This window comes from Micromonospora sp. Llam0, from assembly GCF_003751085.1.
Classification (GTDB): Bacteria; Actinomycetota; Actinomycetes; order Mycobacteriales; family Micromonosporaceae; genus Micromonospora_E.
Window position 1 is genome coordinate 2,126,669 of the sequence record NZ_RJJY01000001.1, and the last position, 19,421, is coordinate 2,146,089.

The following is a 19,421-nucleotide window of genomic DNA, read 5'->3' on the forward strand; positions in this document are numbered from 1 at the left end:
TCCCGACCCACCGGCCCGTTGATAACGTCAACGTAGATGTCGACCAGCTTGCCGAGCAAGGTCCGACGTGTCAAGGAGGTCGCACAGTGGCAGACCCGACAGGGACAGTGGCGGACCCGACCGGGCCGGTGGCCGAACAACCGCCGGCACCGGCGGTGCTCACCGGACGGGAGGGCGCCGTCGCCGTCGTCCGACTCAACCGACCGGACCGGCGCAACGCGCTCACCACCGACACGATGCACGACCTGGTGGACGCCCTGGCGGCGGCCGACGCCGACCCGCAGGTCCGGGCGATCGTGCTCACCGGCGGCGGCCACACCTTCGCCTCCGGTGCCGACGTACGCGAACTGCTCGCCCTCGACACCGCCCGGTACCTGGACTCACCCCGGGTCGGCGCGTGGCGGCGGATCATGTCGGTCGGCACCCCGCTGGTCGCCGCCGTCGCCGGACCGGTCCTCGGCGGCGGCTGCGAGCTGGCCCTCGCCTGCGACCTGGTCGTAGCGGCGGACAACGCGGTGTTCGGGCAGCCGGAGATCCGGCTCGGCATCATGCCCGGCGCCGGCGGCACCCAACGCTGGGCCCGGGTCGCCGGCCGGTTCGTCGCCGCCGAGGTCGTCCTGCTCGGTCGCACCGTGGACGCCTGGCGGGCCCGGGACCTGGGTTTGGTGCACCGGGTCGCGCCGCGCGAGCGGGTGGTGCAGGTCGGCGCCGAGGTCGCCCGGGAACTGGCCGGGTTCGGCCCGATCGCCGTCCGGCAGGCCCGGGCGGCCGTCCGGGCCACCGAGGAGACCCCGCTCAGCGCCGGGCTGGACCTGGAACGCGCGATGCTGGCCGGGCTGCTCGGCACCGCGGACCGCACCGAGGGGATCACCGCGTTCCTGGACAAGCGCCCGCCCCGGTTCCAGGGCCGGTGAGAACGATCCGTGGGGTGCCGAGCATCCGTGACGAAGGGACCGAGATGAACATCGCCACCGTCGCGCTGGGCGCCGGCGCCGATTTGACCGACCTGACCACGGCCGTACGCGACGCGGCGCGGCAGACCGGGCTGGCCGCCGTCCTGGTGGAGGTCGCCGGGGAGACGCTGGACCCGCGGGGCGACCAGGTCGCCGCCAGCGGTGCCGCCGAGCGGCTGCGCGCCGCGCTGCGCCGGGCGGCGGCACCGACCGTCCTGGCGGTGACCGGCCCGGTCGGCGGGGCCGGGCTGGCCGCGCTGCTGCACTTCGACGTCGTGCTGTCCGCCCCGACCAGCACGTTCACCGCCGGAGACCCGGACAGCGGGGCGCTGCTCGCCAGCGACCTGGCCGGCCTGCTGACCCGGCGGATCGGGCCGGGACGGGCCCGGCACCTGGTGCTCACCGGCCGGTTCCTCGGCGCCGCCACCGCACTGGACTGGGGTCTGGTCGCCGGGGTCGACCCGCAGTGCGCCGACCGGGCCGGTGAGCTGGCCCGGTCCTGGGCCGACTCCCCGGGTGCCGGACTCGCGCTGCGGGCCCTCGACGCGGCGCAGCGGCTGCCCGCCGCCGACGCCGCCGGCTACGCCCGCGATATGCTGCCGCTGCTCACCCCGGCCCCGGCGGAGGACACCCGGTCAGGCCGGTGACGGGAACAGTCCCGCCCGGCTGAGCCGGCCCGGGGCGGTGACGCCCAACGCGGCGGCCAGCCAGCGGGCGTCGTCCAGCACCGTCGGCAGGTCCAGTCCCACGTCGACGCCCATCCGGCTCAACGTGTAGGCGAGGTCCTCGGTGGCCACGTTGCCGGTGGCGGCCGGTGCGAACGGGCAGCCGCCGATCCCGGCCAGGCTGGCGTCCAGGGCGGTGACACCGGACCGGACCGCCGCCACCGCGTTGGCCACCCCGGTGCTGCGGGTGTCGTGGAAGTGCGCCCGCAGCGACAGTCCGGGGGCGAGGTCGGCGGCCAGGCCGAAGCGCTCCTCCACGTCGGTCGGCACCGCCACCCCGATCGTGTCGGCCAGCACCAGCTCGTCCGGCGATTCGGCGAGCACCGCACGCAGCACGGTCGCCAGTCGTGCGACCGGGACCTCGCCCTCGAACGGGCAGCCGAACGCCGCCCCGACCGTCACCGCGACCCGTACCCCGTCGGCGGCGGCCCGGCGGCGGACGGCCGCCATCGCCCGCAGCGCCGCCGCCACCGGCATTGCCTGATTGCGTTCGCTGAACGTCTCGGTGGCGAGCACCACCATGTTGATCTCACGGAAGCCGGCGTCGCGGGCCCGCAGATAACCGCGTTCGTTGAGCACCAGGGCGGTGTAGCGCACCCCGGCGGCGGGGTCCGGCAGACCGGCGGCCACCTGCTCGGCGTCGGCCATCTGCGGTACCCGGTCCGGCCGGACGAAGGCGGTGACCTCGATGCGCCGCGCGCCGTGGCGGACCGCCCGGCGGACCAGTTCGAGCTTGTCACCGGTCGGCAGCAGGGTGGCCTCGTTCTGCAGCCCGTCCCGGGGCGCCACCTCGACGATCTCGACCACGACCACTCCCTGCAGTTGCGTCAACGTTTACGTGGACTGTATAACATCAGGCATGACGCATGCGCCGCCGGACGGCACCCCGGACACCGCACCGCCACTGGCCGGAGTGCGGGTCATCGAGATGGGCTCCCTGATCGCCGGCCCGTTCTGCGGGCAGCTCCTCGCCGACCACGGCGCCGAGGTGATCAAGGTCGAGCCGCCGGGCGTCGGCGACCCGATGCGCGAATGGGGACGGGAGAAGTCCGACGGACGGTCGCTGTGGTGGCCGATCATCGCCCGGAACAAGAAGTCGATCACCCTCGACCTGCGCACCGGGGACGGCCAGCAGATCGCCCGCGACCTGCTGGCCGACGCGGACGTGCTGCTGGAAAACTTCCGGCCCGGCACGGTGGAGAAGTGGGGACTCGGCTTCGACCAGCTCACCACGATCAACCCGGGGCTGGTCATGGTCCGGGTCTCCGGGTTCGGACAGCACGGGCCGTACGCCGAACGACCCGGCTACGGCGCGATCGCCGAGGCGATGGGCGGGCTGCGGTACGTCGTCGGCGACCCGTCCACCCCGCCCAGCCGGGTCGGCATCAGCCTCGGCGACTCCCTCGCCGCGACGTTCGCCACCCTCGGCACCCTGCTCGCGCTGCGCGCCCGCGACCGCACCGGCACCGGTCAGGTCGTCGACGCCGCGATCTACGAGGCGGTCCTCGCGCTGATGGAGTCCCTGGTGCCCGAGTACGGGCTGGCCGGCTTCGTCCGCGAACGCAGCGGACCGATCCTGCCCAACGTGGCGCCGTCGAACGTCTACCCCACCAGCGACGGCGCGATGGTGCTGATCGCCGCGAACCAGGACACCGTCTTCCGTCGGCTGGCCGCCGCGATGGGCCACCCGCAGCTCGGCACCGACGAACGGTACGCCAGCCACACCGCCCGGGGCCGGCACCAGGCCGAGCTGGACGCCCAGATCGCCGACTGGACCCGGACCCTCAGCGTGGACGCCCTCACCGAGACGCTGATCGCCCATTCCGTACCGGTCGGCAAGATCTACCGGGCGCCGGAGATGCTCACCGACCCGCACTTCCAGGCCCGCCGGACCATCGTGTCGGTCGACGATCCGGCGCTCGGCGCGGTGCCGATGCAGAACGTGTTCCCCCGGCTGGACCGCACCCCCGGCGTGGTCCGGCACACCGGCCCGGCACTCGGCGCCCACAACGACGAGGTCTACCAGGGTCTGCTCGGAATGACCGCCGAGCGGTACGCGCGGTTGCGGACCGCCGGCGTCATCTGACGGCGGCACCGCCGGCCGGCGTCAGTCCAGCGGCGCCGGTGGCCGCGACGCGCTGTGCGACACGTCAGCCGTGGCGTAGCAGCGCACCCGCGGCGCCGACGAGCGTGGCGCCGCCGTCCAGGGCGATCAGCTGGCCGGTGATCCACTCCCCCGCCGGCCCGGCCAGGAAGCCGACCAGCTCGGCCACCTCGTCCGGGGTGGTGGCCCGGCCCAGCGGGGTACGGCGCAGCACCTCCGCCAACACGGTGCCGGTGAGTTCGTGGCGTACGCCGTCGGTCAGCACGGTGCCCGGCGCCAGACAGTTGCACCGGATCCCGTCGGCGGACCAGCGCTGCGCCAGCGACCGGGTCAGGCCCAGCACCCCGGCGCGAGCGGCGGCCGAGTGGGCCAGGCCCGGGATACCGGCCTCCGGCGCGGACAGCGAGACGTTCACCACCCGGCCGTGGCCGCGTGCGGCGAGCCACGGACGCGCCGACTCGGTCAGCCGGGTGACCGCCGTCAGGTTCAGGTCGGTCACCGCGGCGAACCCCCGGGTGGAGATCCCGGTAGCCGGCGCGACGAACTGCCCGCCCGCGTTGTTGACCAGGATGTCCAGGCCGTACCGGCGGCCCACCTCGGCGATCAGGTCGGTGACCTGCTCCGGGCGACGCACGTCCAGCGGCCGGGCGACGAACCGGCCCGGTGCGGCCAGCCCGGCGGTGCCGGCCAGCGGCTCCGGCCGTCGCCCGACGCCGACCACCAGGGCACCGAGGCCGGCCAGCCGCAGCGCGACCGCCCGGCCGATACCGGTGCCGGCGCCGGTGACCAGCGCGGTCCGGCCGGCGAGCAGACCGGGGCGCAGCACCTGCGGATCGGCGGCCGTCACGGCCGGACCAGCCCGGCGACCAGGCCGCCGTCGACCGGCAGCAGCGCCCCGGTGACATAGCTGGCGGCGTCCGAGGCGAGCCAGCAGACCACCTCGGCGATCTCCTGCGGTTCGGCGGCCCGCCCGATCGGGTGTGCCGCCTCCAGCGCGGTGGTGTCGAACCGGACGATCGGGGTGCGGACCAGGCCGGGACAGACCGCGTTGACCCGGATACCGGCGGCGGCGTACTCGATCGCCGCGGTCCGGGTGAGTCCGGCGATGCCGTGTTTGCTGGCCACGTACGCAGCCGACGCCGGCACCCCGCGCAACGCGGCCCCGGACGCGGTGTTGACGATCGACCCGCCGCCGCCCTGGGCGAGCAGCTGGGCGATCTCGACGCGCAGGCAGTGGAAGGTGCCGGTCAGATTCACCGCCAGCACCCGGTCCCAGACGTGTGCCGGGTAGTCGGCGGTGTCGGCGAACACGCCGGTCACCCCGGCGTTGTTGTGCGCGATGTCGAGCCGGCCGAACCGCCGGACCACGGCGGCGACCATCGCGGCGACGGAGTCGGCGTCACCGATGTCGACCCGGTGCGCCACGGCGGCCGGACCGATCCGCGCCGCGACGGCCTCGGCGGCCGGCAGGTCACGGTCGGCGACCAGCACCCGGGCACCGGCCGCCGCCAGCCGGTGCGCGGTCGCCGCGCCGATCCCGGACCCACCGCCGGTGACCAGCGCCACCCGGTCGGTCAGGTCGGGACCGGTCGGCCGGCCACCGCCGGTGGCGGGTGCAGCCGGTGCGGCCCGGCTCACCGGCCGGCCCCGATCGCCCGGGACGGTCTGCTGCCGGCCGCCGCGCCGCGGCACCGGCCGCCGGTCAGGACTTCGGTGCCAGGCTGGACAGGGCCAGCTCGATGAAGATCTCGCCGAAGTCGGCCAGGCTGCGCGGCCCGTCCGGGTCGAACCAGCGGTAGGTCCAGTTGAACATCCCGACGATGCCGAGCACCGCGACGTTCGGGTCGACGTCGGAGCGGAAATCGCCGCTGGCCGCGCCGTCGGTGATCACCTTCGTCAACAGCCGGCCCCACAGGTCGGCGTTGCGCTGGATGTCGGTCACCTCGTCGCCGGTCATCACCTTGTGGATGTTCTCGCCGACGAAGATGAACAGCTCCGGCCGGCGCTGCATTGCGTGCACGTAGGCGCGCAGCCCGCGGGTGAGCTTCTCCGGCGGCGGTGTCGGCTCGGCGACGATCTGCTCCAGCTCCAGGCGCATCTGCTCGATCGGCTGATGCAGCAGCGAGACGAGCAGCTCTTCCTTCGTGCCGACGTAGTAGTAGAGCGTGGCCCGGTTGATGCCGACCTCGGTGGCCACGTCCTCCAGGGTGGTCTGGGCGTAGCCGAGCCGCTGGAACACCCGGGCCGCCCCGTCCAGGACCTCCTGCCAGCGGGCGTCGGACTTGCGGCCACTGGCCAGCCTGCGCTCCATCCGCCGGCGGGCGATGTCGCTGGCTGCCGTCCGGTTGCGTTCCCGGGTCGCCACGGGCGCCACACTCCTCCAGCACGACCGACCAGAGTCGATCTATGAACAGTCGCGTTGATGATAGCGCAGCGCGTCGGACAACGGTCATCGGGTACGCAGCGTCCGCTTGAGGACCTTGCCGCTGGCGTTGCGGGGCAGCGTCTCCTCGACCCGGAACACCGCCGGGATCTTGTACCCGGCGAGCCGGGTCCGGCAGTACTCGCGGACGGCGTCCTCGTCGAAGGCGCCACCGGGGTTGACCACCAGATGCGCCCGGACTATCTCGCCCCACCGCTCGTCCGGCACCCCGACCACCGAGACTTCCTGCACCGCCGGCAGCTCCGACAGCACCTGTTCGATCTCGATCGGATAGATGTTCTCCCCACCTCGGATGATCATGTCCTTCTTGCGGCCGGACAGGTAGAGGTAGCCCTCGTCGTCGCGCCAGGCCATGTCACCGCCGCGGAACCAGCCGTCGACCAGCACCCGGTCGGTCTCGTCCGGCATGCCGAGGTAGCCGGCCATCACCGCGTCGGACCGGGTGACGATCTCGCCGACCGTACCGTCCGGGACCTCGTTCAGGTCGTCGTCGCACAACCGCAGGTCGACACCCATGCCAGGTTTGCCGATCGAGCCGAGTAGATGCTCGTTGCCGGCCAACGCGCGGCGGTGGTCCTCCGGGGTCAGCACGGTCTGCAGACCGGCCTCGGTGCCGGCGCCGAACATGTTCATGAAGTCGCACCTGAACGTCTTCATCGCCCGGCGCAGCAGGGTCGGCGACATCGGCGCCGCCCCGTACGCGATGGACAGCAGCCGGTCGTAACTGGCGTCGCGCACGTCCGGCTGCTGCAGCAGCATGTCGATCATCGTTGGCACCAGGAAGACGCCGTTGAGCACGTCGCGGCGCAGCCACTTGAGCACGGTGACCGGATCGAACGCCGGCAGAATCAGCGACGGGAAGCCGCGGGCCACCCCGGCCAGCACGTAGCCCATCCCGGCCACGTGGTACAGCGGCGCCGGCGAGTAGTGGAACGAGTCCGCCGGCAGCCGCCGCTCCAGAATGCACTGGAACACCAGGTGCTTGGTCATCCGCTGGTGGTGCATGACGCCCTTGGGCAGAGCCGTGGTGCCGCTGGTGAACGCCAGGCACATGATCTCGTCGTCACCGAACGGGGTGTCGATCTCGACGTCGTCGCCGGCGGCGACCAGTTCGTCGTACCCCCGGTCGGCCACCGCCGTCTTCTCGTACGACACGGTCCAGCGCAACGTCGGCACGTCGATCGACTCGACCATCGCGGCGTACCGCTCGCTGAAGAACAGCACCTTCGCCTCGGCGGTACGCAGCAGCATCTGCAGCTCCGGCCGGGCCAGCCGGAAGTTCAACGGCACGTAGACCGCGCCGAGCTTCATGCAGGCCAGCAGGGTCTCCATGTAGCAGTGCGAGTCGGTGGCGAACAGCGCCACCCGGTCGCCCTTGCCGACGCCCATCCGGCGCAGCTCATTGGCGACCCGGTTGACCCGGCTGTTGACCTGGGCGAACGAGTACGAGTCGGTGTCGGTGACGAAGCAGGCCCGACCCGGCGTGTTCCGGGCGTGCAGCCGGACCCAGTCCGCCGCCCGGCTGGTGCGCTGCGTGGACATCAGCCACCCCCTCGGTACCTAGGAGAACTCGGGCAGCACGTGCTTGCCCAGCAGCTCGATCGACTTCATGACCTTCTCGTGCGGGATGTTGTACGGCTGGACGAGGCAGAGCAGCAGATCGGTCCCCACCGCCTCGTACCGTTTGGCCATCTCGACGCACTGATCGGGGTTGCCGACGATCACCGCGTCGTTGTCGACCAGATAGTCGAAGGTCAGCGAGTCCAGGTCGATCCCGCCGAGCAGCTTCCTGGCGTACTCGTAGCTGCCCAGCTGCGCACCGTCCTTCCAGTCGCCGAGCTCGGCGACGGACTTCAGCGACGTCTGCACGTACCAGCCGAAGCAGTCCCGCGCCGCCGCGTACGCCTCCTCGGTGGTCTGGGCGCAGTGCACCTGGGTGAAGGTGGCGATCTGTTCGTTGACGTACGCCCCCACCGGTTTGGCGCGCCGGATCCCGTCGCGGTACCGGTTGAACCGTTTGACCAGGGTCTCCGGCGCGGCGGCCACCGAGAACGACAACAGCCCCAGCCCTTTCTCGCCGATCAGCTCGTGGCTGTCTGCGCTGGACGAGGCGCCCCACAGCGGCGGGTGCGGGCGCTGCATCGGCTTGGGCACCACCCCGCGCGGCGGCAGCTTGAAATGCTCGCCGTCCCAGGAGAACTCCTCCTGGGTCCAGCAGCCCATGATGACCTCCAGGGCCTCCTCCCACATCGGCCGGGTGTCGGTCGGGTCGATGCCGAACCCTTCCAGCTCGGTACGGGTGCCGGAGCGGCCGGTGCCGAACTCCAGGCGGCCGCCGGAGAGCACGTCGACGGTGGCGGCCGCCTCGGCGGCGCGCACCGGATGGTTGTACGGAAACGGCAGCAGCCGTACGCCGTGCCCGATCCGGATGTTCTTCGTCTTCGCGGCGATCGCGCCGTAGAGCACGCCCGGCGCCGACGAGAACGAGTACTCGTCGAGGAAGTGGTGTTCGACGGTCCAGACGCTGTGGAAGCCGAGCTTGTCGGCGAGCACGATCTGGTCGAGGACGTTCTGGAACGCCACGTAGGCGCTGCGGTCGTCCCACGGGCGGGGCACCGCGATCTCGTACATCAGGGCGAACTTCATCCGATGTCTCCCTCGTGCAACGGGTACGCCGCCACGCCCAGGTCGTACGCGACCAGTTCGCCGGTCATCGAGAAGGTGACGTACAGCCGGCCGTCGCCGATGCAGCAGTTGGTGGGCTGGGCGCCGGGTGGCGTGTCGATGGCGTCCCGGACCGAGCCGTCCGGTCCGATGACCACGACGACATGCCCGACGCTGCCGCACACGTACAGGTTGCCGTCGGCGTCGAAGCAGAACCCGTCCGGCGAGCCGGCCGGCAGCTTGGCGAACACCTGCGGGTCGCCGAGCCCGGTACCGGGCGAGTGGTCGAAGACCAGGATGCGACGGGTCAGCGACTGGGCCAGGTACAGCCGCCCGTCCGGGCCGAACCCGATCCCGTTGGGCATCGCCGGGACCTCGGCGACCTGCCGCACCGTGCCGTCGGCGGACACCGTGACGATCCGGCCCGGCTTGAGGTCGCGCAGGTTCTCCCAGTTGTGCGAGTCGGTGACGTACAGCCGACCGTCGGGACCGAAGCACAGATCGTTGGGCCGGTGCGGGGCCGGGCCCGGCAGGTCGACGGCGACCGTACTGACGGTGCCGTCGGCGGCGACCTTCTGCACGCGGCCGTCGAACGGTTCGGGCGCGTGCCAGTACCCGCCGGTCCGGGTGGCGGACAGGCCACCGTTGTTGGCCACGTACACCGCGCCGCTGGCGCCCCGCGCGCTGCCGTTGGGGCCGCCGCCGAGGTCACCGAGGGTGGACCGGCTCCCATCGGCGGCGACCCGGGTCAGCCGCTGGCCCTGCATCTCGACCACGGCGACCGCGCCGTCGCCGAGGTGGCTGGGGCCCTCCGGGAAGTGAAGGCCGTCGGTGACCACCCGGGGTGTGCCGGCGGTCACGACGTCACCTGCACCGGGTCGAGGGCCTTGAGCCGGGGCATCACCTCGGCGGCGAACAGCCGCAGATTGTGCTCGGCGGTCTGCGGCGACATGCCGGCGAACGAGAAGACCCCGTTGAACCCGTCGTTGCCGACCTTGGACCGGATGTCGACGATCCGCTCGTAGCACTGCTCCGGGGTGCCCCAGATCTGCAGTTCGATGAAGTTCTCGACGACCCGGTCGGAGCCGTGTTTCTGGATGGACCGGGCCAGTTTCTGGTAGTACTCGTAGCCCATCGTGGTGTCGAAGTGCCGGCCGCCGAGTTCGTAGTGGTTGAGCACGTACTCGTAGTAGCCGCCGATGTACTCCTGGGCCATGTCGCGGGCCTTGACCGGGTCCTCGTCGCAGCAGACCCAGCCGGTGACCAGCGGGGCCGGTGCGTCGACGCCCTTGAGTTCCTTGAAGGTGGTCCGGTAGGCGTCCAGGTCGTCGGCCACCTCCATCCAGTCCTTCTGCGGGTTGATCAGGATGCCGGCGCCGACGTCGGCCATGATGCGCACCGACTCCGGGGAGACGGCGGCGGCGTAGAGCCGGTCCCGGAAGCTGCGCGTCGGGCGGGGCCGCAGCTCACGCCGGGGAATGGTGTAGTACTTGCCCTCGTACTCCAGCACGCCGGTTTCGAGGGCCTGCATGATGATCTGCGCGGCCTCGACGAAGCGTTCCCGCGACTCGCCCATCGGCACCCGCATCCCGTCGAACTCGATACGGCCCAGGCCACGGCCCATCCCGAAGACGAACCGGCCGTTGGAGATGATGTCGAGCACGGCGACCTGTTCGGCCACCCGCACCGGGTCGTGCCAGGGCAGGATCACCGCGCCGGAGCCGAGTTGGACCCGTTCGGTCCGCCCGGCCAGGTAGGTGAGGAACTGCAGGACGTCGGGGCACATGGTGTACGACGTGAAGTGGTGCTCCACGCCCCAGATGGCGTCGAACCCGAGCGGCTCGGCGAGGTCGGCGAGCCGCAGCTCGTTGTGGTAGATCTCCTCGTCGGTCGCGTTCTCGTGACCTTCGAAGATGCAGGTCATCCCTACACGCATCGGGGTTCAGCCTCCAGTGGACGGATCGTGGGCGGCGTCGGGCGCCGCGAGCTGCTGGTACCGGCCGTGGCAGAAGACCAGCGGTCGGCCCTGGGCGCGGACGTCGAGGTTGCGCACCCGGCCCAGTACGAACAGGTGGTCGCCGGCCGGGTGGCAGCGCTCGAAGACGCAGTCGAACCAGGCGAGCGCGCCGTCGATCACCGGGGAGCCGGTCTCGGCCGCGGGACGCCAGTCGACGCCGTCGAACTTGCGACCACCGGATCGGGCGAAGCCGCGGCACAACTGCTCATGCTCCTCACCGAGCACGTTGACGCAGAACGTCCCGACCGGGACCATCAGCGGCCAGGTGCTCGAGGTGCGGGCCGGCAGGAAGCCCACCAGAGGCGGGTCGAGCGACGCGGAGACGAACGAGCCGACGGTCAGGCCGACCGGTCCCTGCCTGGTCATCGCGGTGACCACTGTCACGCCGGTGGGCACGTGACCCATCACGTGCCGGAAGCGCTCGGCGGTGAAGGGATTGATCCGGGCCGGGCGGATCGGGGTGTCGACCACCATCTACCTCGCCTCCAACATCCTCGGGGTTCCCGGTCGGGCGGACTCGATGACATGCACGTCACCGCTGATGTTGACGGAAGGCTAACACCGAGCCGGACCACGCGTCAACAGCAGCGCTGACAATCCAATTCGACCCCGGCGGGGCGTTCCGCGCGGCGGCCAACTGTGTTAACACTAGTGTTTACGCGATGGTCGGTCCGTACCCGACCTGCGGCGACGCCGTGGTCCGCGACCGCCGACGCAACCCAGAGGAGAGCGAGATGGAGCTGGCAACGCAGCGGGCACCCGACCCGGTGGGCACCACCCCCGACCCGGTCGATGTGGGCCCCGACCTGGCGGACATCGATGCCGACCTGGCGGTGGAGATGCTGCGCCGGATGCTGCGTATCCGGCGGTTCGAGGAAGCCACCATCGATCTGTTCCACGCCGGCGAACTTCCCGCCATGGTGCACCTGAGCATCGGCCAGGAAGCCGCGATCGTCGGCGCCTGCCTGGCCACCGGCGTCGACGACTACATGACCGGCAACCACCGCTCGCACGGGCACCCGATCGCCAAGGGCGCCCGGCTGGACCGGCTGATGGCCGAACTGCTGGGCCGCGCCGACGGCGTCTGCAAAGGCAAGGGCGGCAGCATGCACCTGGCCGACTTCTCCGTCGGCAGCCTCGGCGAGTCCGGCATCGTCGGCTCCGCCATCCCGGTCGCCACCGGCGCCGGCCTCGCCGCCGACGTCCTCGGCGACGGCCGGATCTGCCTGTGCTTCTTCGGCGACGGCGCCGCCAACGAAGGCGTCTTCCACGAGTCGCTCAACCTGGCCGCCGTCTGGCGGCTGCCCGTCGTCTACCTCTGCGAGAACAACGGGTACGCGGTCAGCGTGCGCGCCGACGACCTCACCTCGGTGCCGGACATCGCCACCCGGGCGCTCGCGTACGGCATCCCCGGGGTGGTGGTCGACGGCCAGGACGTCACCGCCACCTACCGGGCGGTCGCCGCCGCGGTCGCCCGGGCCCGCGCCGGCGACGGACCCAGCATCGTGGAGACCAAGACCTACCGGTTCCACGAACACGCGTACGGGCTGAAGCTGCGCGAGGCGTACCGCGACGACGCCGAGGTCGGCACGTGGAGCGCCGACCGCGACCCGATCAGCCTGTTCACCGCCCGGCTGCTCGCCGACGGACGGACCGACCGGGCCCGGATCGACGCGGTACGCGCCGAGGTCGACGTCGAGATCGCCGAAGCGGTCGAGTTCGCCCGGCGCAGCCCCTACCCGGAGCCGACCGAGGCGTACCGGGATCTGTACCACGAGCCGGAAGGAGCGGGCGTGTGAGCGCGGACACCGCGTCGGCGCCGGCCCGACGCCGCAGCGCCGAACTGGGCTTCCTGCAGGCCATCCAGCAGGCCCAGCAGGAGGAGATGGCCCGCGACGAACGGGTCATCCTGATGGGCCAGGACCTGCGGGCCAACGTCTTCGGCGCGGCCGCCGGCTTCCTCGCCGAGTTCGGCCCGGCCCGGGTACGCGACCTGCCGCTGTCCGAGGCGGCCAGCGTCGGGATGGCCGCCGGCGCCGCGATGGCCGGCCTACGGCCGATCGTCGACCTGACCGTGGCCAGCTTCATGTTCGGCGCGATGGACCAGTTCATCAGCCAGGTCGCCAAGAGCCGCTACATGTTCGGTGGGCAGGCCCGGCTCCCGGTGGTGTACCGGCAGGCGCTGTACTATCACGGCGGCACCGCCGCACACCACGCCGACCGCCCCTACCCGATGTTCATGAACGTCCCCGGCCTGAAGATCATCGTGCCGAGCAACGGTCCGGACCTCAAAGGCCTGCTCAAGACGGCGATCCGCGACGACAACCCGGTGCTGTGCTTCGAGGACGCCAACCTGTGGGGCCGCCGCGGCCGAGGGCCGGCACCGGCCGACGACGAACACCTGGTCCCGTTCGGCGTCGCCGCGATTCCCCGGGCCGGCACCGACGTGACCGTGATCGGCATCGGCGGCGGGGTGAAACTCGCCCTGGAGGCCGCCGACCAGCTCGCCGCCGACGGCATCTCCGTCGAGGTCGTCGACCCGCGCACCCTGGTCCCGATGGACTGGTCGACGATCGTCGCCTCGGTGGCCAGAACCGGCCGCGCCGTCGTCGTCGACCCGGCCAACCGCACCTGCAGCGCCGCCAGCGAGATCGCCGCCCACCTGGTCGAGGAGGCGTTCGACGCACTGCGCGCACCGGTGCTGCGGGTCACCACCGACGACATCCACGTGCCGTTCAGCCCAGCGCTGGAGAAGCAGATCTACCCGTCCACAGACAAGATCGTCGCGGCGGTACGCCGCACGCTCGGAGAGAGGTGAACATGGAGACCGAGGTGCGTCTGCCGCAGTTCGGCATGGGCATGTCCGAAGCCGAGGTGATGCAGTGGTACGCCGCCGACGGCGACCGGGTCGAGGAAGGCGCCGACCTGGTCGAGGTGGAGGCGGAGAAGGCCCGCGAGGTGCTCGCCGCACCGGCCAGCGGCACGCTGCGGATCACCGCCCAGCCCGGCGACGTCGTCGAGGTCCGTACCGTCCTCGGCGTCATCGTCGGCGACACGCCGTGACCAGCCCACCCGGCCGGACCGGCGCCGGATCGCCGCCCACATGGTCAGGTCCCTGGCGACCAGCCCGCACGCGGCGATGGCCGTCGAGGTCCGCTTCGACGCCGTCGAAGCCGACCGGGCGACCCGGGGCAGCCGACCACCCGGGATGCTCGCCTACCTCGCCCGGGCCACCGCACAGGCGTTGACCGAGTTCCCGATGGTGAACGCCAGCTGGGAGGAGGCCGGGATCCGGGTCTTCGAGCAGGTCAACCTCGGCATCGCCGTCGACCTGCGGCACGAGGGCCTGGTCGTGCCGGTCGTACACCGCACCAACGAACTCGACCTGACCGGCGGCACCTTCACCCTCTCCAGCCTGGGCCGGTCCGGCACCCTGTTCACCGTCCCGGTGATCAACCAGCCGCAGGCCGCCATCCTGTCCTTCGACAGCGTCGCCGACCGGCCGGTCGTCGTCCGCGACGGCGGCCGGCCCCGACTGGACGTCGGCCGGGTCGCCGTGCTGACCGCCTCGTTCGACCACCGGGTCTTTGACGGCGCGTACTGCGCCGCCTTCCTCGGCCGGATCCGACACCTGGTCGAATCGGCCGCCGACCAGCGGTAGTCGTCACCACCAGGGGATACGCCGGGCGGGACGGTTCCGCGCCGGCCCGCCCGGCGGTAGGTTCGAACCGGACCTGTGTGACGACGACGTTTCAGGAGGGTTCCGATGAGCCAACACGTCCGGGGTGTGATCTCCCGGAGCACCGGTACGCCGGTCGAGGTCGCCACGATCGTCGTACCGGATCCCGGCCCGGGCGAGGCGGTGGTGCGGGTACAGGCCTGCGGTGTCTGCCACACCGATCTGCACTACCGCGACGGCGGCATCAGCGACGACTACCCGTTCCTGCTCGGCCACGAAGCGGCCGGCATCGTCGAACAGGTCGGTGACGGGGTGACCGACGTGGCCCCCGGCGACTTCGTGGTGCTGAACTGGCGGGCCGTCTGCGGCACCTGCCGGGCCTGCGTCCGGGGCCGACCGTGGTACTGCTTCGCCACCCACAACGCCACCCGGAAGATGACGCTGACCGACGGCACCGTGCTCTCCCCCGCGCTGGGCATCGGCGCCTTCGCCGAGAAGACCCTGGTGCACGCCGGCCAGTGCACCAAGGTGGACCCGGCGGCCCGGCCGGCCGCCGTCGGCCTGCTCGGCTGCGGAGTGATGGCCGGCCTGGGCGCCGCGATCAACACCGGCGGCGTCGGCCGCGGCGACTCCGTCGCGGTGATCGGCTGCGGCGGCGTCGGCGACGGCGCGATCGCCGGAGCCGCCCTGGCCGGTGCGACGACCATCATCGCCGTCGACACCGACCCCCGCAAACTCGACTGGGCACGCGGCTTCGGCGCCACCCACACCGTCGACGCCCGGCAGACCGACGTGGTCGAACGGATTCAGGAACTCACCGGCGGGTTCGGTGCCGACGTCGTCATCGACGCGGTCGGCCGCCCGGAAACCTGGAAACAGGCGTTCTACGCCCGGGACCTGGCCGGCACCGTCGTCCTGGTCGGCGTACCGACCCCGCAGATGCGCGTCGAACTGCCACTGTTGGACGTGTTCGGCCGTGGCGGCGCACTCAAATCCAGCTGGTACGGCGACTGCCTGCCGTCGCGCGACTTCCCGATGCTGACCGAGCTGTACCGGCAGGGCCGGCTCGACCTCGACGCCTTCGTCACCGAGGAGATCCCGCTCGACCAGGTCGAGCAGGCGTTCGGCAGGATGCACCACGGCGACGTGCTCCGCTCGGTGGTGGTCTTCTGATGACCACCCGGATCGACCACACCGTCACGTCCGGGACGTTCTCCCTGGACGGGCAGACCTTCGACGTCGACAACAACGTCTGGGTGGTCGGCGACGACACCGAATGCGTGGTGATCGACGCCCCGCACGACGTCGAGGCGATCCGCACCGTCGTCGGCGCACGTACCGTCCGGGCGATCGTCGCCACCCACGCCCACGACGACCACGTACGGGTCGCGCCGCGGCTGGCCGACGAGACCGGCGCACCGGTGCTGCTGCACCCGGCCGACCGGGTGCTGTGGGACCAGGTGCACCCGCGGCGGCCCCCGGACGCCACACTGGCCGACGGTCAGCAACTCACCGTCGGCGGCACCACGCTGCGGGTGCTGCACACCCCTGGGCACAGCCCCGGTGCGTGCTGCCTGTCCGCGCCCGAGCTGGGCGTGGTGTTCACCGGCGACACGCTGTTCGCCGGCGGCCCGGGGGCCACCGGCCGCTCCTACAGCGACTTCAGCACGATCGTCGCGTCCATCCGCGACCGGCTGTTCACCCTGCCGGACGACACAGTCGTGCACACCGGACACGGCGACAGCACCACGATCGGCACCGAACGGCCGCATCTCGACGAATGGATCGCCCGCGGCCACTGACCGCCACGGTACACCTCACCCGGACGCCGTCCCGGGTCCGACGCCGGCGGCCAGCGACGCCGGCAGCGGCCGACCACCGAGCACCGGGCCGTCGGTCTGCAGGTGACACGAGACGTGACCACCGCCGTCCACCGGCACCGCCGCCGGCATCTCGACCCGGCAGCGGTCCAGCACCAGCGGACAGCGGGTGTGGAACGGGCAACCGGCCGGCGGCGCGACCGGGCTGGGTAGCTCACCGACCGGCGACGCGACCCGCACGCCGCTCTGGCGGCGACGGGCCGCGCCCGGCACGGCGGCAAGCAACGCCCGGGTGTACGGGTGGGCCGGTGCGGCGAACACCCGGGCGGTCGGCCCGGTCTCCACCACCCGCCCCAGGTACATGACCGCCACCCGGGCCGCGACATGCCGTACGGCGAGCAGATTGTGGCTGATGAACAACAGCGCCACCCCCCGTTCCCGCTGCAACGCCCGCAGCAGCATGAGGATCTGATTCTGGGTGGACACATCCAGGGCGCTGGTCGCCTCGTCGGCGACGATCAGCCGCGGGTCGAGAATCATCGCCCGGGCCAGCGCGAGCCGCTGCCGCTGCCCACCGGAGAACTCGTGCGGATAGCGGTACAGGTGCCGCTCGTCCAACCCGACCTGACCCAGCGCCGCCGCCACCCGGGCGGCCCGCTCGGCCAGCCCGTCGCCGGTATGCACCCGCAGTGGTTCGGCGAGGCTGTCCAGCACACTCATCGACGGATCGAGCGACGAGTACGGGTCCTGGAAGACCATCTGGAACCGGGGCCGCAGCGGGCGCAGCTGACGGCTGGACATCGCCCCGATGTCGCGACCCTCGAACAGCACCTGGCCCCGGGTGGGACGGATCAACCGGACAGCGGTACGGCCGAGGGTGGACTTGCCGCAGCCGGACTCGCCGACCAGCCCCACCGTCTCGCCCGGCGCCACGGTCAGGTCCACGCCGCGTACCGCCTGCACCGGCGCGGCCCGGCGGCCGAACAGCGACCGGCCGGGGAACGTGACGTGCAGGTCGCAAAGGCGCAGCAGATCACTCATCGGTCATCGCCTCCGGATCGAGCAGGCAACGGCTCGCGTGGCCGTCGGCCGTGCGGCGCAGCACGATCGGTCCGCTGCGACAGGCGTCGTGGGCGTACCGGCAGCGCGGCTGGAACCGGCAGCCGGACGGCAGTTCGTCCGGGCCGGGTGGGGCACCGGGGATCCAGGTCAGTTCGCCGTCGACGGCGGCGTCCGGCGCGGCGGCCAGCAACGCCCGACTGTACGGATGGCGGGCACCGGCGAGGAAGGTGTCGATGTCGCATTCCTCGACGACCTGGCCGGCGTACATCACCACCACCCGGTCGCACACCTCGGCGACCACCCCGAGGTCGTGGGTGACCAGCAGGACGGCCAGCCCGAACCGGTCGCGCATCTCGTGCAGCAGATCCAGGATCTGCGCCTGCACGGTGACGTCCAGGGCCGTCGTCGGTTCGTCGGCGACCAGTAGTTTCGGCTCGCAGGCCAGCGCGATGGCGATCAGGACCCGCTGCAGCATCCCGCCGGAGAACTCGTGCGGGTACGCCCGGGCGCGGGACCGGGCGTCCGGCACGCCGACCAGGTCGAGCAGTTCAACCGCCCGCCGGGCGGCCGCCCGGCGGGACAGCCCCCGGTGCCGGCGCACCGACTCGGCGATCTGCTCGCCGATGGTGAACGCCGGGTGCAGGCTGGACATCGGCTCCTGGAAGATCATGGAGATCTGGTCGCCGCGGACGTCCTCCCAGCCCCGACGGGACAACCGGTACAGGTCGGTCCCGTCGAGCCGGACCGTGCCGCCCCCGACCCGCAGGTCCCGGGGCGGCAGCAGCCCCATCAACGCCAGCGCGGTGGTGCTCTTGCCGCAGCCCGACTCCCCGACGAGCCCCACCGTCTCACCCGCGGCCACCTGAAACGACACCTGGTGGACGAGGTCGGTCCAGCCGCCGGCGGCGGTACCCACCGCGACGGTGAGGTCGGTGACCTGCAGCACGGCGTCGGTCGCCGACGCCGGCCGGTCGGTGCTCCTGGTGGGTTCGGTGCTCCTGGTGGGTTCGGTCAACGCCGGCTCCTGGATTCGCGGCCGAGCGAGTCGCCGACGCCGTCGGCGAGCACGTTCGTGGCCAGCACGGTCAAGGTGATCACCACGCCGGGGGCGACCGCCAGCCACCAGGCGGTGTCGATGTACGGCAGCGCCCGGCCGAGCAGCGCGCCCCAGCTCGCGTCCGGCGGCTGGACACCGAGCCCGAGGAAGCTCAGACCGGCCTCAGCGAGCATGGCGAACCCGCTGGCCACCGCCACCTGCACGACGACCGGGCCGGTGATGTTCGGCAGCACGTGCCAGCGGACCAGCCGGCCCAGCGGGGTGCCGATGACCCGGGAGGCGTCGATGTACGTCTCGTGGTAGACCTGCAGCACACTGGTGCGGGTCAGCCGGGCGAACCGCGGCACGAACACCACGCCGACGGCGATCATCGCCTGGCTGAGCCCGGGGCCGAGCACGCCGATCACGCCGATCGCCAGCAGCAGCGGCGGAAACGCCATCACCCCGTCGACGATCCGCATCAGCAGCCCGCCGGGCAACGCCGGCAGCAGCACCGCGGCCAGCCCGATCGGCACTCCGAAGCCGACCCCGACCGCGAGGGACTGCAGGACGGCCAGCAGCGACGGTTGGGCCCCGACGATGAGCCGGCTCAGCAGGTCCCGGCCCAGATCGTCGGTGCCGAGCAGGTGCCCGCCGGTGGGTGGCTGCAGCACCGCACCGAGATTCTGCGCCAGTGGGTCGTGCGGCGTCAGCCGGCCACCGAACACGGCGAGCAGCGCCACGACGAGCAGGTATCCGGCGGCCAGCAGCGCACCCGGGTGCCCGGCGAACCGGCGCAGGAACCGCCAGCGGTGGCGGCGCTGCAACGGTGCCGACGAGGTGTCCACTGCCGGCTTCGCGGTGGCGGTCACGGTCGCCTCCCTTCCTGTGGGTCCGGTGCGGGTACTCGAAGGATGC

Annotated in this window: 21 protein-coding genes; 9 read left to right on the plus strand and 12 right to left on the minus strand. The window is 72.1% G+C overall.

From position 1 onward, the window contains the following. Window positions 1-86 precede the first annotated feature (86 nt). Both EDC02_RS09635 and EDC02_RS09640 read left to right on the plus strand, forming a co-directional pair. Complete coding sequence (locus tag EDC02_RS09635; RefSeq protein ID WP_233605835.1) at window positions 87-914, plus strand: enoyl-CoA hydratase-related protein; 828 nt, start codon at window positions 87-89, stop codon at window positions 912-914. Between the two features lie 14 nt (window positions 915-928). Next, a complete protein-coding gene (locus tag EDC02_RS09640) occupies window positions 929-1,600 on the plus strand; it encodes an enoyl-CoA hydratase/isomerase family protein (RefSeq protein ID WP_123601632.1) in 672 nt (223 codons plus the stop codon). Here the strand turns inward: EDC02_RS09640 and EDC02_RS09645 are convergent. Then, window positions 1,589-2,509 carry a hydroxymethylglutaryl-CoA lyase gene (locus EDC02_RS09645; protein ID WP_233605836.1) on the minus strand — a complete coding sequence of 307 codons (921 nt, stop codon included), beginning with the start codon at window positions 2,507-2,509 and terminating at the stop codon, window positions 1,589-1,591. The two genes, EDC02_RS09640 and EDC02_RS09645, sit on opposite strands and share 12 nt — an antisense overlap. A 28-nt stretch (window positions 2,510-2,537) precedes the next feature. On the opposite strand from EDC02_RS09645, the gene EDC02_RS09650 reads away from it, so the two are divergent. Next, on the plus strand, window positions 2,538-3,764 hold the full coding sequence (locus tag EDC02_RS09650; protein ID WP_123601634.1) for a CaiB/BaiF CoA-transferase family protein: 1,227 nt from the start codon (window positions 2,538-2,540) through the stop codon (window positions 3,762-3,764). A 64-nt stretch (window positions 3,765-3,828) separates the two neighbouring features. On the opposite strand, the gene EDC02_RS09655 is transcribed toward EDC02_RS09650, so the two are convergent. The 8 genes from EDC02_RS09655 to EDC02_RS09690 all read right to left on the minus strand — a co-directional run bounded on the left by EDC02_RS09655 (window position 3,829) and on the right by EDC02_RS09690 (window position 11,380). Beyond that, complete coding sequence (locus EDC02_RS09655; RefSeq protein ID WP_123601635.1) at window positions 3,829-4,629, minus strand: SDR family NAD(P)-dependent oxidoreductase; 801 nt, start codon at window positions 4,627-4,629, stop codon at window positions 3,829-3,831. After that, window positions 4,626-5,420 (minus strand): SDR family NAD(P)-dependent oxidoreductase, encoded by a 795-nt coding sequence (locus tag EDC02_RS09660; RefSeq protein WP_199757566.1) that lies wholly within the window; start codon window positions 5,418-5,420, stop codon window positions 4,626-4,628. The genes EDC02_RS09655 and EDC02_RS09660 overlap by 4 nt, the downstream gene beginning before the upstream one ends. Before the next feature lie 64 nt (window positions 5,421-5,484). Next, complete coding sequence (locus tag EDC02_RS09665; RefSeq protein WP_199757567.1) at window positions 5,485-6,147, minus strand: TetR/AcrR family transcriptional regulator; 663 nt, start codon at window positions 6,145-6,147, stop codon at window positions 5,485-5,487. Window positions 6,148-6,231: 84 nt separating this feature from the next. Continuing rightward, window positions 6,232-7,767, minus strand: coding sequence for a class I adenylate-forming enzyme family protein (locus EDC02_RS09670; RefSeq protein ID WP_123601636.1), 1,536 nt, complete (start codon window positions 7,765-7,767; stop codon window positions 6,232-6,234). Window positions 7,768-7,785: 18 nt separating this feature from the next. Beyond that, window positions 7,786-8,871, minus strand: a complete 1,086-nt coding sequence (locus EDC02_RS09675) for an LLM class flavin-dependent oxidoreductase (RefSeq protein WP_123601637.1) — start codon at window positions 8,869-8,871, stop codon at window positions 7,786-7,788. Further along, window positions 8,868-9,749 carry an SMP-30/gluconolactonase/LRE family protein gene (locus tag EDC02_RS09680; protein WP_158632111.1) on the minus strand — a complete coding sequence of 294 codons (882 nt, stop codon included), beginning with the start codon at window positions 9,747-9,749 and terminating at the stop codon, window positions 8,868-8,870. Before EDC02_RS09680 ends, EDC02_RS09675 begins: the two co-directional genes overlap by 4 nt. Then, window positions 9,746-10,825: an LLM class flavin-dependent oxidoreductase gene (locus EDC02_RS09685; RefSeq protein ID WP_123601639.1), complete on the minus strand. Its 1,080-nt coding sequence runs from the start codon at window positions 10,823-10,825 to the stop codon at window positions 9,746-9,748. Before EDC02_RS09685 ends, EDC02_RS09680 begins: the two co-directional genes overlap by 4 nt. A gap of 6 nt (window positions 10,826-10,831) precedes the next feature. After that, a complete protein-coding gene (locus EDC02_RS09690; RefSeq protein ID WP_123601640.1) occupies window positions 10,832-11,380 on the minus strand; it encodes a flavin reductase family protein in 549 nt (182 codons plus the stop codon). A gap of 188 nt (window positions 11,381-11,568) precedes the next feature. Between EDC02_RS09690 and EDC02_RS09695 the strand changes: the two genes are divergently transcribed. The 6 genes from EDC02_RS09695 (at window position 11,569) to EDC02_RS09720 (ending at window position 16,387) form a co-directional block, all read left to right on the plus strand. Further along, entirely contained in the window at window positions 11,569-12,705 is a 1,137-nt protein-coding gene (locus EDC02_RS09695) for a thiamine pyrophosphate-dependent dehydrogenase E1 component subunit alpha (RefSeq protein WP_199757568.1), read from the plus strand. Then, complete coding sequence (locus tag EDC02_RS09700; RefSeq protein ID WP_199757569.1) at window positions 12,702-13,724, plus strand: alpha-ketoacid dehydrogenase subunit beta; 1,023 nt, start codon at window positions 12,702-12,704, stop codon at window positions 13,722-13,724. The genes EDC02_RS09695 and EDC02_RS09700 overlap by 4 nt, the downstream gene beginning before the upstream one ends. Before the next feature lie 2 nt (window positions 13,725-13,726). Beyond that, the gene (locus EDC02_RS09705) at window positions 13,727-13,969 is read left to right on the plus strand and encodes a biotin/lipoyl-containing protein (RefSeq protein ID WP_123604673.1); all 243 of its coding nucleotides are present in this window, start codon (window positions 13,727-13,729) and stop codon (window positions 13,967-13,969) included. A 40-nt stretch (window positions 13,970-14,009) separates the two neighbouring features. Next, window positions 14,010-14,567: a 2-oxo acid dehydrogenase subunit E2 gene (locus tag EDC02_RS09710; protein ID WP_233605837.1), complete on the plus strand. Its 558-nt coding sequence runs from the start codon at window positions 14,010-14,012 to the stop codon at window positions 14,565-14,567. 105 nt (window positions 14,568-14,672) lie between these two features. Beyond that, window positions 14,673-15,758, plus strand: a complete 1,086-nt coding sequence (locus EDC02_RS09715) for an S-(hydroxymethyl)mycothiol dehydrogenase (RefSeq protein WP_123601642.1) — start codon at window positions 14,673-14,675, stop codon at window positions 15,756-15,758. Then, on the plus strand, window positions 15,758-16,387 hold the full coding sequence (locus tag EDC02_RS09720; RefSeq protein ID WP_123601643.1) for an MBL fold metallo-hydrolase: 630 nt from the start codon (window positions 15,758-15,760) through the stop codon (window positions 16,385-16,387). Before EDC02_RS09715 ends, EDC02_RS09720 begins: the two co-directional genes overlap by 1 nt. A 15-nt stretch (window positions 16,388-16,402) precedes the next feature. On the opposite strand, the gene EDC02_RS09725 is transcribed toward EDC02_RS09720, so the two are convergent. The 3 genes from EDC02_RS09725 to EDC02_RS09735 are packed head-to-tail and all read right to left on the minus strand — an operon-like array spanning window position 16,403 to window position 19,375. Beyond that, window positions 16,403-17,446, minus strand: coding sequence for an ABC transporter ATP-binding protein (locus EDC02_RS09725; protein ID WP_123601644.1), 1,044 nt, complete (start codon window positions 17,444-17,446; stop codon window positions 16,403-16,405). Beyond that, the gene (locus EDC02_RS09730) at window positions 17,439-18,482 is read right to left on the minus strand and encodes an ABC transporter ATP-binding protein (protein ID WP_199757570.1); all 1,044 of its coding nucleotides are present in this window, start codon (window positions 18,480-18,482) and stop codon (window positions 17,439-17,441) included. Before EDC02_RS09730 ends, EDC02_RS09725 begins: the two co-directional genes overlap by 8 nt. Next, on the minus strand, window positions 18,479-19,375 hold the full coding sequence (locus EDC02_RS09735) for an ABC transporter permease (RefSeq protein ID WP_123601645.1): 897 nt from the start codon (window positions 19,373-19,375) through the stop codon (window positions 18,479-18,481). Before EDC02_RS09735 ends, EDC02_RS09730 begins: the two co-directional genes overlap by 4 nt. Window positions 19,376-19,421: the final 46 nt, after the last annotated feature.